At 62.0% G+C, this 17,883-nt stretch carries 15 protein-coding genes and 1 pseudogene; 5 read left to right on the forward strand and 11 right to left on the reverse strand.

Annotation, left to right across the window (positions count from 1 at the left end; all coding sequences use genetic code 11):
- Positions 1 to 210 precede the first annotated feature (210 nt).
- Both FJ986_RS27135 and FJ986_RS27145 read left to right on the forward strand, forming a co-directional pair.
- Complete coding sequence (locus FJ986_RS27135) at positions 211 to 1,059, forward strand: S8 family serine peptidase (protein ID WP_224656360.1); 849 nt, start codon at positions 211 to 213, stop codon at positions 1,057 to 1,059.
- A 424-nt stretch (positions 1,060 to 1,483) separates the two neighbouring features.
- A complete protein-coding gene (locus tag FJ986_RS27145) occupies positions 1,484 to 2,257 on the forward strand; it encodes a hypothetical protein (RefSeq protein ID WP_140499601.1) in 774 nt (257 codons plus the stop codon).
- 895 nt (positions 2,258 to 3,152) lie between these two features.
- Here the strand turns inward: FJ986_RS27145 and FJ986_RS31015 are convergent.
- Positions 3,153 to 3,542: pseudogene (locus FJ986_RS31015) on the reverse strand (transposase); the annotation flags it as partial.
- On the opposite strand from FJ986_RS31015, the gene FJ986_RS27150 reads away from it, so the two are divergent.
- Positions 3,517 to 3,762: an FCD domain-containing protein gene (locus tag FJ986_RS27150; protein WP_140523216.1), complete on the forward strand. Its 246-nt coding sequence runs from the start codon at positions 3,517 to 3,519 to the stop codon at positions 3,760 to 3,762. The pseudogene FJ986_RS31015 and the gene FJ986_RS27150 sit on opposite strands and share 26 nt — an antisense overlap.
- 85 nt (positions 3,763 to 3,847) lie before the next feature.
- Here the strand turns inward: FJ986_RS27150 and FJ986_RS27155 are convergent, their stop codons facing one another.
- Positions 3,848 to 4,855, reverse strand: a complete 1,008-nt coding sequence (locus tag FJ986_RS27155) for a LysR family transcriptional regulator (RefSeq protein ID WP_140523218.1) — start codon at positions 4,853 to 4,855, stop codon at positions 3,848 to 3,850.
- Positions 4,856 to 4,977: 122 nt separating this feature from the next.
- On the opposite strand from FJ986_RS27155, the gene FJ986_RS27160 reads away from it, so the two are divergent.
- Together FJ986_RS27160 and FJ986_RS27165 are read left to right on the forward strand one after the other, a co-directional pair.
- On the forward strand, positions 4,978 to 5,676 hold the full coding sequence (locus tag FJ986_RS27160; RefSeq protein ID WP_140523221.1) for an HAD-IA family hydrolase: 699 nt from the start codon (positions 4,978 to 4,980) through the stop codon (positions 5,674 to 5,676).
- Between the two features lie 31 nt (positions 5,677 to 5,707).
- Positions 5,708 to 7,003, forward strand: a complete 1,296-nt coding sequence (locus FJ986_RS27165) for an FAD-binding oxidoreductase (RefSeq protein ID WP_140523224.1) — start codon at positions 5,708 to 5,710, stop codon at positions 7,001 to 7,003.
- Between the two features lie 20 nt (positions 7,004 to 7,023).
- Here the strand turns inward: FJ986_RS27165 and FJ986_RS27170 are convergent, their stop codons facing one another.
- From FJ986_RS27170 to FJ986_RS27210, 9 genes are all read right to left on the reverse strand, one after another.
- Positions 7,024 to 9,066 carry an NADH:flavin oxidoreductase gene (locus tag FJ986_RS27170; protein ID WP_140523226.1) on the reverse strand — a complete coding sequence of 681 codons (2,043 nt, stop codon included), beginning with the start codon at positions 9,064 to 9,066 and terminating at the stop codon, positions 7,024 to 7,026.
- Between the two features lie 142 nt (positions 9,067 to 9,208).
- Positions 9,209 to 10,000 carry an amino acid ABC transporter ATP-binding protein gene (locus FJ986_RS27175; RefSeq protein ID WP_281405127.1) on the reverse strand — a complete coding sequence of 264 codons (792 nt, stop codon included), beginning with the start codon at positions 9,998 to 10,000 and terminating at the stop codon, positions 9,209 to 9,211.
- Positions 9,984 to 10,823: an ABC transporter permease subunit gene (locus tag FJ986_RS27180; RefSeq protein ID WP_140523229.1), complete on the reverse strand. Its 840-nt coding sequence runs from the start codon at positions 10,821 to 10,823 to the stop codon at positions 9,984 to 9,986. Before FJ986_RS27180 ends, FJ986_RS27175 begins: the two co-directional genes overlap by 17 nt.
- Positions 10,820 to 11,566, reverse strand: coding sequence for an amino acid ABC transporter permease (locus FJ986_RS27185; RefSeq protein ID WP_140499588.1), 747 nt, complete (start codon positions 11,564 to 11,566; stop codon positions 10,820 to 10,822). The genes FJ986_RS27180 and FJ986_RS27185 overlap by 4 nt, the downstream gene beginning before the upstream one ends.
- A gap of 48 nt (positions 11,567 to 11,614) precedes the next feature.
- Positions 11,615 to 12,475: a transporter substrate-binding domain-containing protein gene (locus FJ986_RS27190; RefSeq protein ID WP_140523232.1), complete on the reverse strand. Its 861-nt coding sequence runs from the start codon at positions 12,473 to 12,475 to the stop codon at positions 11,615 to 11,617.
- Complete coding sequence (locus FJ986_RS27195) at positions 12,472 to 14,058, reverse strand: FAD-dependent oxidoreductase (RefSeq protein WP_140523234.1); 1,587 nt, start codon at positions 14,056 to 14,058, stop codon at positions 12,472 to 12,474. Before FJ986_RS27195 ends, FJ986_RS27190 begins: the two co-directional genes overlap by 4 nt.
- 69 nt (positions 14,059 to 14,127) lie before the next feature.
- A complete protein-coding gene (locus tag FJ986_RS27200; protein ID WP_224656359.1) occupies positions 14,128 to 15,078 on the reverse strand; it encodes a LysR substrate-binding domain-containing protein in 951 nt (316 codons plus the stop codon).
- A 192-nt stretch (positions 15,079 to 15,270) separates the two neighbouring features.
- The gene (locus FJ986_RS27205) at positions 15,271 to 16,809 is read right to left on the reverse strand and encodes an FAD-dependent oxidoreductase (protein WP_140523237.1); all 1,539 of its coding nucleotides are present in this window, start codon (positions 16,807 to 16,809) and stop codon (positions 15,271 to 15,273) included.
- A 202-nt stretch (positions 16,810 to 17,011) separates the two neighbouring features.
- The gene (locus FJ986_RS27210; protein WP_140523240.1) at positions 17,012 to 17,863 is read right to left on the reverse strand and encodes a transporter substrate-binding domain-containing protein; all 852 of its coding nucleotides are present in this window, start codon (positions 17,861 to 17,863) and stop codon (positions 17,012 to 17,014) included.
- Positions 17,864 to 17,883: the final 20 nt, after the last annotated feature.

Genomic DNA, 17,883 nt, shown 5'->3' on the forward strand with positions numbered 1-17,883 from the left:
CCCAGCCTCCATCCGCTGGCGATAAAACCGGACAACTCACGTGCTACCTAATCCGGACAACTCATCTGCTTACGACATTGCAACCGGATGGGGTTGCGTTATTCCTTGCGGCGTGTAGGATAAAAAAGATGCTGGGAGGTCGATCGCGACGATCGTCCAACGCAGATGGCGCCCTCTGCTTCTTTAGCCTTAGTCAGCCTCACCGCGTTGATGGAACGCGGCAGCGGTAGCCCGGAAGTGAAGATCGGGCTCATCGATGGACCTGTCGTTACCCAACATCCCGATCTGACAGGCGAACACCTCCACGAGATCCTCGGAAGCAGCGGTGGCACATGCACCCAAGCTAACAGCGCGGCGTGCCTACATGGAACGTTTGTGGCCGGCATCTTATCGGCCCGGCGGAGTTCCGCTGCGCCCGCCATTTGCCCCGATTGTACCCTACTCATACGCCCTATTTTCACCGAGACGACCGCCGGGCGCGAACATATGCCCAGTGCAACACCCCGGGAGCTTGCCACGGCGATTGTCGAATGCATTGGCTCAGGCGCGCGAGTAATCAATTTAAGCCTCGCCCTTGCGCAACCTTCGGTTAAAGACGAGCAGGCGTTGGAAGAGGCGCTCAATCTCGCCGTCAGCCGCGGCGTCATAATCGTTGCAGCTGCGGGCAACCAAGGCACGCTTGGAAGTTCCGCCATCACCCGCCACCCGTGGGTCATCCCGGTGGTGGCCTGTGATTTTCGAGGTAGGCCGATCGACGAATCGAACCTGGGTAGTTCCATCGGCAGGCGGGGTTTTCGCGCGCCCGGCGACAGCATTACCAGTCTCGGCAGCGAGGGCCAGTCGCTTGCGCTCGGTGGAACAAGTGTTGCGGTGCCCTTTGTGACCGGTGCGATTGCACTTCTATGGTCGGAATTTCCTTCTGCGACCGCGGTACAAATCAAGCTCGCCCTGACCCAAGCCTCCACCTCGCGACGTGCTTCCGTCGTTCCACCTTTACTGGATGCCGCGGCGGCCTACCAAGTACTATTGGTGACAAATGGGAGGAGGCGAACAGCGTGACAAAGGCAAATGAAGGCAACGACTCGCCAAACCAGAGCGAACATCCGCCTTACCGGGTACGCCTGCCTGGATTTATCACCGACGAGGAAATCGGGTTAGGCGATGCGGTTGGACGAGCTACCTCCTATCTGGGGATACAATCCTGCGGAGGCTGTGAACGCCGGGCGGCCGCGCTAAACCGCCGGTTTGTCTTCACCGGCCGTGCCCATTAACCCAGATCCATTGATCTGTGATGTGATGAATGAGGATTACTATGGAACAAGAATCGACAGAACGGTCGACAGGTCATGATGAGGCAAGATGCGATGCCGCTGTGTTCACGGCCGCCTACGGTCCCGCTGGGGAGGAAAACCTCCGATCGTCGTCGACCTCTCCACTCTCGAGGGAGACGCCCTGCCCAACCTGCGCAGGAGGCGCGAACTCCATGTCCCTCTCTTATGTTTACGCCATTGGTCGGGTCGAAGCGCGTTTCCCGAACCTCGCCGCGGAAAAGGAATTTGCCCAGGCGACAGGACGCACGGAGACCGCCGGGAAGACCGATCAACAGACCTTCTACGCCGTGCTATCCAAGCGCGAGCACCGCTACCTAGTGCGCCAACTATGCTGGGTCCTGACCATCCAGGGGCTGGAAACTTACCTACTGCAGCCACGCGATCCGGCGGACATTGATCTGCTGGTGGAAGCCACTCGTCCCGCCCCTAGCCCTAATGACATCGATGTTGTCATCGGTATGCGCGGTCCCATCGCGCCGCCGCAAATGTGTAATGGCCTGATGGTACCCATCGTCGCATTCGATCAAATCTACTCCTTCGACCGCGACGCCCTTATCAAAGCCATCCCGAAGCCGGAGAAAACCACTGCCCAGCAGTTCGGACCGGCGGCCGAGGAACTGTTCGGCAGGATCATGCAGCTGACGGACAATGCCGGCGCGACCGACGAGCACCGCGCCTTGAACTACCTGGCCATGCGCTATCCCGCTATCTATGGCAAGGCCGCTGAGGAATTTGGGCGGGACTTTTCGTTGACCGGGGTGGAAGTGCGCCCCTCGCCCTTGAGCGCCACCCGCAACATCGTTGACGTGATCTTCTCTTATACCAACCGCAACAGCGATTTTACAGAGAAGTTCTCTACGCGCTGCGACGTAACCGAAGAATTTCCGTTCCTCGTCGCGAAGATGTCGCCGTACTATGACCGTTAAATCTAGCTAAGTGTAAGGAGATACAAAATGAATATGCCTGGATTTACTGCAGAAACATCGCTATGCAAGACGAGAGGTCACTACCAATCTGCAATAAACCAACCCTACAACAATATTGGAGAAGGAGTGATGGCTCAATTGCGCGGCGGCGGCGGAGGCATGATTGGGGGAGGTGGTGTGCTCTTTGGGTTTTGGTCATGCCTTGCATGTACTACTGCTTGTTCAATACTTACTGCTGGCGATATACCGGCATGTTTGACCGCATGTTATGCGTCTGGCTTCTGCTAAGCGCAATTCAGAAGGTTCGTTCGCAAGATCCGGATCGCCCGTTCATGCGGGCGCTCCTTGGTTAAAGCGTTCCTGCATGTTGGCGGACTGAAGTTTGTGTCGACAAATCGGGAGTTAGTCTGGTCAAATGCTATGATCGATAAAACCAACAAAGGAGGCGATCAAAATGAATATTCCTGGATTTGCTGCAGAAGCCGCTCTCTTACAAGAAAGAACCGGGCGCTACCGACTCATGCGATTTCCGATTCAAGCAGGGCCAATTACGCCGAGTCATGAAGGACGTTTGCGCAAACCGGTGAATCCCCAAGCGCTGAATTGGGGAGGAAGTCGACCGGGGAGCTGTGTGGACCGTTGTTTGGCGTCGTGCCCAAGGGACTCCGTCGGTGGAATCGAGGTCGCGTGTGCCCTCAACTGCCTTTGGATCTGCTCCGGATCTCGAGTTCTTGGGTATGCTTCCTTTGCCGCCACCTGAGTGCCGGTGCCCGTGGGCAAAGTTGGCGTCCGCGGACCCCACCCTAGTGGCAATCCGCATCGACATTTTCTTTTGAGGTATTTTGATAGTCACTTCCTCCTCTCGGCCAGCCAAACCGGTTGAGAACCGCTTCTCCATGCCGATCTCGATGTCGACCATGTTGAGCCAACTGGCGTGCTTGGGCGCATAGTGGAATTCGATGCGCCTGAGCAGGCGGCGCGCTTCCGATGACGGGAAGGCCGCATAGAGGACGGCGGGCGTGTGTCGACAGATTGACCAGCACGATCTGATGTACTCGGCCTTTGGGAAGTGGAGATCGACGAGTGCATGCAGAGCGCGAAGTCATCGGAGGTTCGCCGCTCGGTCACCTTGACGTTCCCCCATGACCGATGGGCATCGAGGCAAACGAAGAGATTGGCGGTGCCGTTGCGGCGATACTTCGTAATCGATACGCTGCGGCTTTCGCGATGCGGCGCCGTTCGGCTGGCGAAGTTCGCCGATGAGCTGGATCGGGCTCTTGTCGAACAAACGACCGGTCGTCGGGGGATCGGGAGCTGAGACGCTCGAGGCGCAGCGCCAGATGACGCATGATCCCGTCCGGTTGCAGATTTCCGACGCCGAATTCCACCACGCCATCTGTCGGGCCGGCGGCAATCCGCTTCTGGCCGATTTTCTGCACAAGATGTATTCGTTCGGCCTGGAATTCCGCCGCCGGGGCTTTTGGCGAAGGGCGCCGTGTCACTGAGCGTCCGCGATCACACCCGAATACTCGACGGCCTTGAAAAGCGCGATGCCGCCGCAGCCGTTGGAGCAATGGAGAAACACCCTTATCAGAATCCGCCGCAAGACGCTGGATGGGATGAACTCCTGATCGGATTACGGCCATTTTCCTGGCGCGATGGATCGGCACCAAGTTCAAGGCCAGGATACTGCGCGTCGACGCGCTTCATATCGGTGGTGAATTCGGTATCTATCCAATCGCAGATCTCGGAAACTACAGGAGTCTCCTGCTTGCGGGCGATGACCAGTTCGCAGGTCCGGCCGGTCTTCATGACCGGGCCTACCGGCACCAGGACACCGCGCGCCAGGTGATGCGACACGACGTTGAGCCAGCCGAGAGCGACGCCCTGCCCGAGCAGGGCGGCCTGGACCACGACTGTATAGTCCGAAAACTGCAGCCCGCCCGCCGTGCCATTTGCCGTGTTCTCCGAAAACAGGCCCGACCAGTCCGGTTCTGCCGTGCTGAGATTGATGATCCTGTCGAGCGCCGGCATGAACGTGCCGGTGGGCGCCTGTTTTTCCGGCAGGTGAGGAGCGCGGATCGGCACCAGCAATTCCGGCATCAGCTTGCGCGCGACGTGCCGGGCGTTGCTGCCATGATCGAAGCGCATCGCAATATCGACACCGTCCACGGCTCCGCCAAGCGGTCCGCTGATCAGCTGAAAGCGGATATCGACTTTCGGGAATCTCGACTGGAACAGCGCTAGCCTGGGCATGAACCAGTGCGTGGCGAAGGCAGACGACACCGAAAGAACCACTGTCCGCATTCCCGACTGCCTTGACTGCTGCACCCGCAGGACTGTTCGCTCGATTTCGTCGAAGCTGCCCGAAATTCCCGAAAAAAGCACGCTGCCCTGCTCCGTCAGGACGGCGCCGGAAGCGGTCCGGTGGAAAAGCGCGACGCCCAGATGGGCCTCCAGCCGCCCGATCGTGCGACTGACAGCCGGGCCGGTGACGCAAAGTTCCTGTGCGGCACGAGCAAAGGTCCCGCAGCGTACGGCCGCCTCGAAGGTCACGAGCGCATTGAGCGAAGGAAGCAGGTGTCGAAGGCGGGACATTACAAAATGTAAGCTCCCCGATCAGCATTTGTGGAATTGCGGCGACGCATCCTCTTCTGTTCATTGAACGCAAGCTTCCGCCGGTCGGAAGCCGGTTTCAGCGAGGAAGAGAGGCAGGTCTGATGTCCTTCAAGCAATTCAAAATTTTGACATTCGACGTCGTGGGGACGCTCATCGATTTCGAGAAAGGCATTCTCGACGCGTTCCGCTCGATCGGGGGAAAGGCTGCCGAGGGGCTGAGCGACGACGATCTCTTCGCCCCCTATCTTGAAGGGCGCGTCGATCATCCCGGCCGCTCCAGCCAGGTGATGGCGGACGTCTACCTCCATGTGGCCCATAAGCTCGGCCTGCCTGCGGACCAGCGCTCGGCCGACGCTTTCCAGATTGCCGTGCTGCGCTGGCCGGCATTCGAGGATTCCGCCGAGGCACTCAAGCGGCTGCGCCGGCATTTCCGCCTGGTCGCCATGACGAACGCCGACCGCGTTGCCTTCAGCGCCTACTCGCACACGCTGGGGACCCCTTTCCACGACGCCGTCACGATGGACGACGCCAGATGCGCCAAGCCTGACCCACGCTTCTTCTCGCATAATCTCGGGCGGCAATCCGCCTTCGGCTATCGCCAGGAGGACATGCTGCACGTTGCACAGAGCCAGTATCATGATATCGGCGTTGCCCGCTCGCTCGGTTACAAGGTCTGCTGGATCGAGCGGCGGATGCACCTGGAAGGCTATGGCGGCACACCGCATCCGGGCGAAGTGACGAAGCCGGATTTCCATTTCGCCACACTGCGCGACCTCGCCGACGCCGTCGAGCGGGAATAGCTCCGCCGGCGCCCAAGGGAGGACGATGCCGATGCAGGACCTGGCACATCCACGATCGCTGTGGCTGGAAACGGCCTCGCCGGCGCCGCCGCCGGTCGCGCTTGGAAACGCGGTCCAGGCCGATATCGCCATCATCGGCGGCGGATATACCGGCCTCAATGCCGCCTTGCGCGCCATCGAGCGCGGCCTGCATCCCGTCGTTCTGGAAGCGGTCGAAATCGGCTGGGGCGCTTCCGGCCGCAATGGCGGGGTCGTTTCCACCAAGTTTCGCGCCTCGCTAAGCGACATCGCGGCGCACCATGGGCTTGAAGCGGCGCGGCGCATGCACCGCATCGGCCATGATGCGATGGATCGCGTCGAACGGAATATCCAAGAACTGGGTATTGCCGACGCCGGCTTCATCCAGACCGGCAATTTGCGTTGCGCCCACAACGAACTTGCCCAGAAAAGGCTCGTGGCCGAAGCGGAGACGGCGCGGGGTATGTTCGGCGATGCCAGCCTGACCATACTCAACGCCAGCGCGGTGCGCGAGGAAACCGGTTCGGCCGATTTCGTCGGCGGCGTGCTTTCCACCCATGCCGGCATCGTTCATCCGCTGAACTATGCGCGGGGGCTTGCCGGCGCAGTGCGCAGCGGGGGCGGCGAGATCTTCGAGAATTCGGTCGTGGTGGCACGCCGGAAGGACGGCGACCGCACCGTTTTGACGACGGCGCGGGGCCAGGTCGCAGCCAGGCATGTCTTGATCGCCACCAACGGCTATTCCGACATTACCGCCGCCACTGCGCCGGTGCGCGGAACGGTGATCCCCTTCCGCAGCGCCATGATCGCGACCGAGCCGCTTGGCGCCGACCTCAGGGCCACGCTGATGCGGCACTGCCGCAGCTACAGCGAGACGCGGCGCATGATGCGCTGGTTTCGACCCGCCGGCGACCGGATGCTGTTCGGCGGGCGCGGGGCCTTCGGGCGCGAAGATTCCGCCTCCGCCTTCCAGGCGCTCGAAAGGGCGCTGAAGGAGATGCTCCCCCAGCTTGCCGGCACCGCGATCACCCACCGATGGTCGGGGCTCGTGGCCATGACCATGGATAGCCTGCCGCAGATCGGCATGCTCGACGAGCGGACCGGTTTCGCGCTCGGCTACAACGGGGCCGGCATCGCCATGTCGGGCCTCATGGGCCGCCGCGCCGTCGACCTGATGCTGGGAGACAGGCCGGAACTCAGCCTGATGCAACGCAACGAGCCGCAATCCATCCCCTTCTATTTCCTGCGCGAGCCGGCGGTGCGCACAGTGGCGGGCTGGTATCAGTTTCTCGACCGCATCGGCCGCTGACACCGCCGGCGCGCGCACCGTCACAGCGCGCTGCATATGCGCAAGGCGTCCAGCACCGCGGCATGGATGTTGCGGCTCGAAACCGCGTCGCCGATACGGTGCAGTTCGAAGCCGCTTTCCCGCAGGCGCGGTTGCGGCGCCGCCTTAACCATGGCGTCGAGATCGGTGACGCCATCATTCGCCGAGTGGCTGCGCAGCGCAAAATAGGTTTCGTCCATGGGAATGCTGCCCTGCTCGACGATGACCTGGTCGACAAGGATACTCGTCACCTCCCGCGAGATTTCATTGACAAAGCTGGCTTCCAGCCGGTTGTCCTTGCGCTGAACCGCGAAGAGTCGGCTCTCGAAGACTGGCCTCACGCCAAGCTGCAGGAAGCGCTTCTTCCAGCGCAGCCGCTCGGCATAGGTCAGTTCCTCCGAAAGCTGCGCGTCGATCGAGACATAGGCGACCTCCGCACCTGCATCTCTGGCTTGTTCGGCGGAAAGCGGGCCTGGATGCCGTCCGGTTCCGTCGTAAATCAGCACTTCGCCATGCAGCGGCACCTGTCCGGTCAGGACGTCCCATGTGTTGAGACAGAGTTCCGCGCCCTCCTGCAGGTCGATCTGCGGCAGGCCGCCCGTGGCGAGGATGACGACATCCGGTTCAAGCGCGGCGATATCGGCGCTTTCCATATAGGCGTTGGTATGGACGGCAACGCCGAGACGCTGCAGTTCGGCTTCGCGCCACTCCACAATGCCCATGAGGTCGCGACGCCAGGAGCCGGTCGCGCCGATCCGGATCTGCCCGCCGAGATCGCCAGCCGCCTCGTAGAGCGAAACGGCATGGCCGCGCTCGGCGCTGATACGCGCCGCCTCCAGGCCGGCCGGTCCGCCGCCGACGACGACTACCTTGCGGGCAGGTCCGTCAGTCTTCTGGATGATGTGGCGCAGCGTCAGTTCGCGGCCCGTCGCGGCATTGTGCAGGCAGGAGGGGCGATACGGCGACTGGCAATGCGTGGCGCCAACGCAAGGGCGTATCTCGGCCTCGCGGCCGCCGGCGAGCTTCTCCACCAGATGGGGGTCGGCGATCTGGGCGCGCGTCATGCCCGCCATGTCCAGCCTGCCTTCCGCCACCGCGAAGCGAGCCGAAGCGACATCGGCAATGCGCGCGGCGTGAAAGACGGGCAACCCGACCTCGTGGCGGAAGGCGCCGACCGGTTCGATCCATGGAGCCAGCGGCGAGCCCATGCCGGGCATGTTCTCCTCCGCAAGCGCGCGTGTCGTATCCATCGTGCCGTAAATGGCATTGAAGAAGTCAACGCCTCCCCCCGCCTTGAGCATCAGGGCCGCCTTGACGCATTCCTCGAAGTTCAGGCCGCCATCGGGGCCTTCGTCGACGACAAAACGTATGCCGACGAGGAAATCATCCCCCACGGCCTTGCGGATCGCTTCGTGGACCATCAGGCCGAAACGCAGGCGGTTCTCAAGCGCGCCGCCGAAACGATCCGTGCGGCGATTGGTCAACGGCGACAGGAATTGGCCGATCAGGTGCCCGGCCGCCAGGGTCTCGATCCCGTCCAGACCGCCTTCCTTGCAGCGCAGGGCAGCCTGGGCGTAAGCCTTCACGACACGGTCTATGTCGTGCTCGTCCATCTCCTTGGGGATGCTGCGGTGGAGCGTCTCGCGCACTGGCGAGGGTCCGATCGTAGAAAGCCGGTCGCCGGCATAAGGATCGCCGCGGCGGCCCAGATGGGTGATTTGGCACATCAGCGCCGCACCGAGATCATGCATGCGCGCGCTGAAGCGCTGGAAGTGCGGGATGATCGCGTCGGTGCCGACATTGAGCTGCCGGAAGATGTTGGGGGAATCCAGGTCGACGTTGGACGAGCCGCCGAACATCGATAGCGCCAATCCGCCGCGCGCCTTCTCCTCGTGATAGCGCTGATAAGCTTCCTCGGGCATGCCGCCGACTTCCAGGCCACAGGCATGACTGGTGCTTATGATACGGTTGCGCAATGTCAGCTTCTTGATGGTCAGCGGCTGCAGCAGCGGATCCCTGGTAATGGTCTTGACCGGCCCGTTCATTTCATTCTCCTGCCGAATTCCGGCCGAGCACGATCGCTCGCGCAGACGGATCGGTCCGCGCGTCGCCGTTGCCGGCCTGTTGGTTCAATTTCCGAGGCCCAAGGGTCTTGGGCCTAAACTCCTAGTCCGAGGGCCTGCGGCCCTAAAGAACCTGACTCAGGAACTGCCTCGTCCTGGGATCCTTCGCCTTGGTGAAAAACTCGTCCGGTGGGCCGTGCTCCACGATCACGCCCCGGTCGGTGAAATAGATGTGGTCCGCCACCTCGCGGGCGAATCCCATCTCATGGGTGACGAGGATGCAGGTCATGCCCTCTGCCGCCAGTTCCCTGATCGTGAGCAGCACCTCCTTCACCGTCTCGGGATCTAGCGCCGCCGTGACTTCGTCGAACAGCATGATGTCGGGGCGCATGGCCAGGCTGCGCGCAATGGCGACGCGCTGCTGCTGGCCACCCGACAGTTCTCCCGGATAGGCGTTTTCCTTGCCCTGCAGGCGGACTTTGGCGATCAGCGCGCGGGCGCGCTCCTCGACTTCCCTCTTCGGCTCCTTCAGCACCAGGACCGGCGCCATCATGACGTTCTGCAGGGCCGTCTTGTGCGGGAAGAGATTATATTGCTGGAACACGATGCCGACTTTCTTGCGCAGCGCGAGAAGATCGAGCTTGGTGTCGTTCACCTCCTGCCCTTCGACCTTGATCGAGCCCTTCTGGACAGGACTGAGCCCGTTGATGCAGCGGATCAGCGTCGATTTACCCGAGCCGGACGGGCCGATGACGCAGATCACCTCGCCTTTGCGGACATCGAAGCTGATCCCCTTCAGCACCTCCAGGGCGCCGAAGGACTTGTGCACGTCGCGCAGCGATATGATCGGCATGTCCGGCGACCAGCCTGATTTCAGCTTTGCTTCGTCGGTATTCGATTTAACTTGCAACGACATATTTTCGCTCGAGCTTCCGCGTCCAGATTGCGATCGGATAGATGTAGGCGAAGAACAGGCACAAAAGAAAAAGATAGAACGGAATGAGGAATTCCGGCCGCGCGCCCGCCGCTTCCATGGCGGCCTGGGCATTGCCGACCGCCTCGTGCACACCGAGGATCGAGGCCATCGGCGTCGCCAGCGCCAGCAATGCGTACCAGTTCATCCATGGCGGAATGGCGCGCCTGACGCATTGCGGCAGGATGATCCAGCGCAAGGTCTGGCCACGCGTGAAGGCAAGGCTCTCCGCCGATTCCCACTGACCCTTCGGGATGGAGTTGATGGCGCCGCGCAGCACCTCGCTGATATTGGCCATCACCGGTAGCGAAAAGGCGAAGGTGGCCTTGATCCAGTCCGGTATCGCCACCGTTCCGGCGCCGGGCAGGCGCATCTCGAACGGCACCAGCAGCATGACCGTGAACAGGATCACCAGCCACGGCGAATTGCGGAACAGATGCGTCACGAACCATGCGGGCGTTCGCAACAGCTTCGAGCGGCTGACCCGCAGCAATCCCAGCCCGATCCCCAGAAGGGTTGCGACCGCCATGGCGATGAAGCTCATCAGGAGATTGAGAGCGAAACCCTTGAGAATGAAAGGCAGCCACAGGATCAGCGTGGCGATGGCCGACGGGGCCTGCTGCTGGGGGTCCGATTGGGCATAGGCGAAGGCAAGCGAGCCGAAGAAGGCGAGCACCAGCCACAGCCCGTGCCGCCAATGGATGCGCGAGCAGAAGCTTTCTTCTGCGAAGCGGCCCCTTTCGATACGGAAAGCCGCGCCGCTCATTGGCCGTATCCCGGCAGGGTCAGCCTGTGCTCGATGAAATGGAGCCCGGCGGCCAGGAGCGAGACGACGAGCACATAGAACAGGAACAGGAGCAACATCATCTCCGGCACGTTCACATTGTCCGACCACACCTGGTTCAGCGTATAGGTCATCTCCGGGACGGAAATGACGTAGGCGAGCGATGTCGTCTTGGCGAGACTGACGAGATTGTTGGTGAGGGCCGGCAGGCTGATGCGGAAGGCCAGCGGTAGGGTGACATACAGGTATATCTGCCACTTGCTCATGCACAGGCTCTCGGCTGCTTCCTTCGTCGATCCCGGCACCGCCTCCAAGCCGGCGCGGAAGATCTCGACATTGAAGGCGCCGCCGAAAATGCCGAGCGAGATGATCGCCCAGGCGAAGGACGAGATCAGCGGCTGGTAATAGCCGCCAACATCGACCTGCGGCGTGAAGGCGCCGAGAGCGAAATAGAAGAACAGGAGCTGGATCATCGGCGGCGTGTTGCGGAATGCCTGGATATAGGCATCCATCAGCACCCGCAGGACGGGAGACCGGGCGCTTTGCGCCCAGGCCCCCAAGACGCCGATCACCAGCGACACGACGATCGACCAGAAGATCAGCTGTAGCGATATGCTGATGCCGGACAGGAAGCGCCCATATTCATAGCTGTCGTAGAAGACGATGAAATTGAGGCCCGTGCGGTCGTAGAGATCCTGGAAGAAGGGCGCGATCAACTGGAACATTTTAGCTCCGGCAGCCGGTCATCGATCAGCGTTTCGCAGAGCATCGGCTCAGTTGCCGCCCTTCAGGTAGCTCGTGTCCCACTCAGCCTTCTTGTGCTGCTCGGCGATCCACTGCGACGGCTTCACCTTCCATTTCTTTTCAAGCTCGACCAGCTTTCCGGACGCTTGCCAGCGATAGGCCATGCCTGCCATGAACACGCCCAAGGCCTTGTCCACTTCCGCCACGGGCACCGCGGCCGCCCAGGGATTGTCGAAGAGAACGGAAACAGGCATCTCATAACCCTTCCACTCGCCCGAAGCGAGGTCGGCCATAATGCTCGCATCGTCATAGACCCAGGCGATGCACTTGCCGGAGCGCAAGGCTTCCTTACCCTCCGTGTTTCCGGTGAAGGCGACGACCTTGGCGTGATATTCCGTCTCCACCAGCTTGTTGTAGTAGACGCCCTGCTTGGCGCAGACCGGCTTGTCGGCGATGTCCTTCCAGTCCTTGATGACACCCTCCTTGGCCAGCAGGGTCGGACCGGACGTCCAATAGGCCGGCTCGATGATGCCGACCGCCTTGCGCCGCTCAGTGGTGTCGTACATGCCGCCGATGATGACGTCGATCTTGCCCTGCTGCAGGAACTGCATGCGGTTGGCGGACGTGACCACGACCGGCTCAAGCTTGACGCCGAGCGCATCGGCTACCGACTGGGCGAGGTCCACCTCGATGCCTTGCATCGAACCATCCGGCGATGGGAAGGACCAGGGCTTGAACGCGCCGAGAACGCCGACACGCACGGCGCCTCGTTCCAGAATCTGCTGCAGATGCGATTCGGCCGCCTGCGCGCTGCTGGCGGGAAGGATCGCACTTGCGGCCAGCGTGACTGCAAGGGCGGCGATGGTTTTCAGTGCTGATCCGATTTTCATGCTTCTACATCTCCCATTTTGTGTGTTGTCGGCTGAATTGGAAGGTCCGATGCGGCGCGGAACGCCGTCTTCTGGTATCGGATGAACCCGTCGATTTCACTGACGGTCCGCTCCGGCGCCCAGCCGACCAGATCGGCAATGGCATCGGCAGCCTCCTCAACCTCGGCGCGGTCGAGATGGCGGCGCCAGGCGAGGCCTGTCCTCGTATAGAGAATACCTTTCAGGTCGCGGGCATGCTCGACCGAAACCGCTGTGCGGAAAGCGGCGCGCCTGCCTTGCGAAAGCGGCCTCGAAATTGCGAACTCCGCACCGCTGTCGCCTGTCTCCGGGATCCGCCTCGCCACGGACTTGCGCGTCGGCTTCAGTTGCTTCTCGACGATCCGCAGCATCTCGCGCCCTGCGCTCAGATGGCTCATGACCGGCCCTGCCGTCATCGCGAAGATACCCGGCCTGCCGGCAGATGCGAGATCGTGGATCTGACGCGTGCGCCGCCCCATCGGCTCGGCTGCATCGAAGGTGAGCGGCCGCACGCCGGCCCAGGTGAATTCGACGTGGCGGCGGCCGAGCCGCAGGCCGGGAAGCATGTGACTGGCTTCCGCAAGCAGGAAATCGATGTCTTCGTTGGTGGCTGCGGCACCGGCGGCGTCGCCGTCGAAAGGCGTCTCCGTCGGCCCGAAATAAAAGCAGTCGTCATGCGAAGGCAGACAATAGAACGGCATACCGCTGCGGTTGATCGTGGCGATGCCGTAGCCGCGATAGGAATCCGGCAGCCTGACCGCGATATGAGCGCCCTTGGTGCCGCGAACAAGGCAGGGCGCTGGCTTGCCGGCGACGGGATTGGCGTTCACCGCGTCCACCCAGGTGCCGGCCATGTTCAGCACGACGGACGCGCGAACCTCGGCCGCTTCCCCCTTACCGTCGCGCAGTTCGACGAGCCAGCCTTCCGGCTTCCTACGTATAACGGAAGCTTCGCAGAACAGGCGTATTTCGGCGCCGTTTCGCTCGGCGTCGAGGGCGGCATCCACGCACAGCCTGTCCGGCCAGTCCATGATGTATTCACGGTAGGTGGCAATCGACCGCAGACTTTCGGGGTCCCGCAGGTCGTTTGCGAATGGCAGGTGGGTTTCGAAATCACTCTTCAGCCGACGATAGGCGAGCGCCGGTTCCGGTGGCCCGAGACGGCGCAGGATGCGGAAACCGAGATCCAAATGCCAGCCGCGGACGGGGCTCTCCGGATAAATCGGAAAGCACATGGTGAAGGGCTTGCACCGTTGCGGGCTCCGCCCGACAAGTTCGGTTCGCGCTTCCATCCCCGCCCGCGCCATGCGCAAGGCCGCGGCGAAGCGCTGCGGATGAAACGCAAAGGTGCGGATCGGGTTGGGCGTTTCGAAATATCGAAGGCCGCAATGCAGGATGCGCGAGGATCGGCTGGAGGCGCCGGCGGCGAAATCGCTCCTGTCGACCAGGAGGACGCTGTAACCCGCTGCGGCCAGTTCTCGCGCCGCGCTCGAACCGTTGATGCCGGCGCCGACCACGACGACATCGTAGTCCCGGCCCTGCATCTCGATAATTCTAGGCGACATTGGCGGCCTGTTTTCCTGGACGGTCGATCACGCCAATAAAGCGCTGATACCGAAATGTTCAAAATAGAATTATCGGCGATTGATATGCGTAGTGTGCATATCGTCCTGGTCCGGCAATTGTCTCAGGATCCGATCGCGCTTTTGCGCCATCAGCTCCAGCAGGGCATCGGCGGCGGGGTTGGGCCCGCGCGACTCCGGGCGCAGCAGGGCAACGTTAAACGGGATCTTCGGCGCGAAGGGGATCAGCCTGACCCGGTCGTCCAACTGCTCGACCGCGGTGTAGGGATCGATGATCGCAATACCGATCCCGTGCTTGACCATTTCATAGGCCGACACCGAAAAGGTCGTCTCATAGGCGGCATCCACCTTGACGCTACTGGACAGCAGCGCCTGATCGAGGAGATGCCGTGCCGAGACGAAGGAAGTCCAGGAAATGAATGGCCCCTGGCGCAGGTCGGCCGGGCCGAGCCGGCTGCGCCCGGCGAGCGGATGATCGCGCGGAACAGCCGCGATATAGGGCGCGTCACTGAAGACTTCGGTCCGGAACCCGGAGCGCTTGAACGGTGTTTCCGCCAGTCCGAAATCAATCTGCTGCGCGGCCGCCCATTCCTCGATCTTGACGGACATGCGCACGTTCAGCGTGACCTTGGTCTTCGGCCAGTTCTTCCTGAAATCGGCCAGCAGATGCGGCACGAAATTGATGCCCAGCGCCGGCATGACCGCAAGGCTGATCTCGCCGCCTTCCCCGCTTGCCAACCGTGCTGCGAAGCTGCTCAACGCGTCCAGCGAGACATAGGCTCGCTCGATCTCGTCGAGTAACAGGTGTGCCACGGTGGTCGGCGTGATCAGGCCCCTGCGGCGCTCGAAAAGCGAAACGCCAAGCTCGTATTCCAGCTTGTCGAGAAGCCGGCTGACGGCCGGCTGGCTGCGCCCCAGCAATTCGGCCGCGCCGCTGACGGTGCCGGTGAGCATGACGGCGCGAAATGCCGAGTAGTGCAGAAGGTTCAACGTACTTGTCATGGCGCACCGGTCTTCCCCGGACTCCCTGCAAAGCCATTCGTCCCGTAATCGCGATTCCCGCGATCGCGTACCGGCTGTGTAGCATCTATCCATCAGCAGGCTGTCATTATCTTTGACGGCTTCAAGGCGCGGACTGTCCTGCAAAGAGGGCATGAAACACTGCCTCTGGTGGCAGGTGGGCCCGATATTGGGTCAAGCGGGCGGATCAATGTGCAGCCGATGGGCGATAGCCTCCCGGGCGGAAGCAGCCTCCTGCCGCTTCCTCTGCGCCGACCATGAGCGCGCCTTGGCAAGCACCTCGGCTGCCAGGTCCACGTCTTCGCCAAGCGGGTCGTCGTTCCAGACGAGGCCGCTGCGGCGTACCAGCAGATCGTCGATGGTCTCGGCATGCTCGCTCTCCACGCCCCGTTGCATGATCGAAAGCTTGTCCTCGCGTGAGCTGTTCCCGGTTTCGCGCGGAACGCTCCTGGAAGCGAAATCCGGCTGCTGGCTCGGCCGTGACGGTGCCAGTCCCTTGCCCAGTGCCGTCAATGCGAGCTGCCCTGCCGAGCGATGGCTCATGATCGGCCCTGCCGTCATGGCGAACAGGTTGGGCGCTCCTTCAGGACCGAAGTCATGCAGTTGCCGCGAACGTGCGCCCATGGGCTGCGCCGGATCGTAAGTGAGCGGCCGCACGCCCGCCCAGCCATAGAGAATGTCGGACCGCCTGATATCGAGCGTCGGCAGGAGATGATTGGCTTCGCCGAGCAGGAACTCGAAATCCTCCTCGGTCGGATGGATGTCGTCGGGATCGCCGTCATACAACGTTTCGGTCGGTCCGAAATAATGCAGGCCACGCCACGGGATACAGTACAGCCCCTCATTCAGCCGGTTGAGCGTTGCGATGCCGAAACGGCTGCATTCGGGCGGCAGGCGGACCACGATATGCACGCCCTTGGTGCCGGTGATGCGACGACCGATCCGCCCAGCCTCGACGCGCGCATTAATGCGGTCGATCCATATCCCGCCCATGTTGAAAACACTGCGCGCGACGACGTGAACGGGCCGGGCGGCAGCATCCAGCGTATCGCCGAGCTCCAGCTGCCACAGATCGCCCTGCTGCGCCGCATGGGTGACTTCGGTATAGTTGCGTACCGACGCACCCAGACGCTGCGCTTCCAGCACCGCATCCACCACCACCCGTTCGGGCCAGTCGAACTGGTATTCGTCGAACATGGCGACCGACTGGAGCGCCTGCTTGTCGCGCAGATGCTGGAGAAGCGGCATCTGCGCGACTTCTGCGCCCGATAACCGGCGGTAATTCAGCGGCACCTCGCGGCCGCCCAGGGATTTCAGGATGCGGAACGCCGCATCGATCTGCCACCCGCTATAAGGGCCTCCACGGTAGACGGGAAAGCAGAACCTCATGGAGCGTATACGGTCGGGCGTGTCGCGGACGAATTGCGCCCGTGACTGCATCGCCGCCCGGGCCATCCGGCACGCGGTCAGGAAGCGCTGCGGCTGGCGCACGAATTCCCAGACGGATTTTCCGGGCGCGAGATAACGCAGACCACAATGAAGGAGCCGCGAAGACCGTCCGCTGGCGCCGGCGGCGAAATCACTCTTGTCGACGAGCAGCACCGAATAGCCGGCAGCACTGAGGCAACGCGCTGTTTCGGCGCCGTTGATGCCGGCACCAACGATGGCGACGTCGAAGACTGATCCGGAAAGTTCATCGAGTGAAAGGCGCATGATATCCCTGCTTGTTTGCAACTATGGATCCGCTTGGCGCAGGCGCCCGCGCCGGGCCGATCGAACCAAGAGTTGAAAAAAATCGACCGGAGGACCGCGTCCACCGGTCTCAAAATGGAGCTTTTCCGTCTCCGGCCGGCGGCTCGACAAAGGCTGTCTGTCGACCGCCAACCGGCCTGGCGGCGCGCCTGTCGCGTTGAGACTACTGGCTGTCCATTTTCGTGTTGTCAGCCTCAAGCAGCTTTTCGTGTTCGGCTTCGAACCACGGATCCGCGACCACTTTCCATTTCTCGGCAAGTTCGATGAGCTTGCCGGAGGCATGCCAGCCATGGCTCATGCCGGTCATGAATTTTCCCCAGATGCCGTCGCGCTCCTCCAGTGGAACGCCTGCCGCCCAATAGCTGTGATAACGGGATTTCAGGGGCATTTCGTAACCATCCCAGCCTTCGGTTCTCAACGACTGCTGGATCGCCGTATCGTCCGACAGCCACGCTGCGCATTTGCCGCTGCGCAGGGCCTGTTTGGTTTCCGTATTGCCGGAAAAGGAAATGATCTTGGCGTCATAGGCCTGAGCGATCACGGTATTGTAGAAAAGGCCTTGCTTGGCGCAAAGCGGCTTGCCGCTGAGATCCTCCCAACTCTTGATCAGTCCGGCCTTGGCCATGACATTGGCGCCCGATACCCAATAGGCTGGCTGCACCATCCCGACGACCTTGCGTCGCTCCGGCAGGTCGGACATCGCCCCGAGGATGAGGTCGATCCTTCCCTGCTGCAGGAGTTGCATGCGGTTGGCGGATTCGATCTGAACCAGTTCCAGCTTGACGCCCAGCTTTTCGGCGACATCCGCAGCGAGATCAGGCTCGATCCCGACGAGCCTGCCATCGGGGTCACGATAGGACCAGGGCGGATAGGCACCCTGCACTCCGACCCGCAGCGTGCCGCGTTCAAGGACTTCCTTGAAGCGATCATTGGCCGCGTCCGCCTTTGCGGCAACTCCCGCAAGGACCGCGCCAGCCACGACGGCGATCGACGTGAACTTCACCCATAAATCCATTGCCCAATCCTCCCATTGCA

Origin of the sequence: Mesorhizobium sp. B1-1-1 (assembly GCF_006442955.1) — a bacterium.
In the GTDB taxonomy this organism is placed as follows: domain Bacteria; phylum Pseudomonadota; class Alphaproteobacteria; order Rhizobiales; family Rhizobiaceae; genus Mesorhizobium.

Excerpts from the sequence above, each read along its gene's own strand:
- FJ986_RS27180 (WP_140523229.1), bottom strand. The coding sequence starts at position 10,823 with ATGAGCGGCGCGGCTTTCCGTATCGAAAGGGGCCGCTTCGCAGAAGAA.
- FJ986_RS27155 (WP_140523218.1), bottom strand. The coding sequence starts at position 4,855 with ATGTCCCGCCTTCGACACCTGCTTCCTTCGCTCAATGCGCTCGTGACC.
- FJ986_RS27145 (WP_140499601.1), top strand. The coding sequence starts at position 1,484 with ATGTCCCTCTCTTATGTTTACGCCATTGGTCGGGTCGAAGCGCGTTTC.
- FJ986_RS27165 (WP_140523224.1), top strand. The coding sequence starts at position 5,708 with ATGCAGGACCTGGCACATCCACGATCGCTGTGGCTGGAAACGGCCTCG.
- FJ986_RS27170 (WP_140523226.1), bottom strand. The coding sequence starts at position 9,066 with ATGAACGGGCCGGTCAAGACCATTACCAGGGATCCGCTGCTGCAGCCG.
- FJ986_RS27135 (WP_224656360.1), top strand. The coding sequence starts at position 211 with ATGGAACGCGGCAGCGGTAGCCCGGAAGTGAAGATCGGGCTCATCGAT.
- FJ986_RS27205 (WP_140523237.1), bottom strand. The coding sequence starts at position 16,809 with ATGCGCCTTTCACTCGATGAACTTTCCGGATCAGTCTTCGACGTCGCC.
- FJ986_RS27150 (WP_140523216.1), top strand. The coding sequence starts at position 3,517 with ATGAGCTGGATCGGGCTCTTGTCGAACAAACGACCGGTCGTCGGGGGA.
- FJ986_RS27175 (WP_281405127.1), bottom strand. The coding sequence starts at position 10,000 with ATGTCGTTGCAAGTTAAATCGAATACCGACGAAGCAAAGCTGAAATCA.
- FJ986_RS27190 (WP_140523232.1), bottom strand. The coding sequence starts at position 12,475 with ATGAAAATCGGATCAGCACTGAAAACCATCGCCGCCCTTGCAGTCACG.
- FJ986_RS27195 (WP_140523234.1), bottom strand. The coding sequence starts at position 14,058 with ATGTCGCCTAGAATTATCGAGATGCAGGGCCGGGACTACGATGTCGTC.
- FJ986_RS27160 (WP_140523221.1), top strand. The coding sequence starts at position 4,978 with ATGTCCTTCAAGCAATTCAAAATTTTGACATTCGACGTCGTGGGGACG.
- FJ986_RS27210 (WP_140523240.1), bottom strand. The coding sequence starts at position 17,863 with ATGGATTTATGGGTGAAGTTCACGTCGATCGCCGTCGTGGCTGGCGCG.
- FJ986_RS27200 (WP_224656359.1), bottom strand. The coding sequence starts at position 15,078 with ATGACAAGTACGTTGAACCTTCTGCACTACTCGGCATTTCGCGCCGTC.
- FJ986_RS27185 (WP_140499588.1), bottom strand. The coding sequence starts at position 11,566 with ATGTTCCAGTTGATCGCGCCCTTCTTCCAGGATCTCTACGACCGCACG.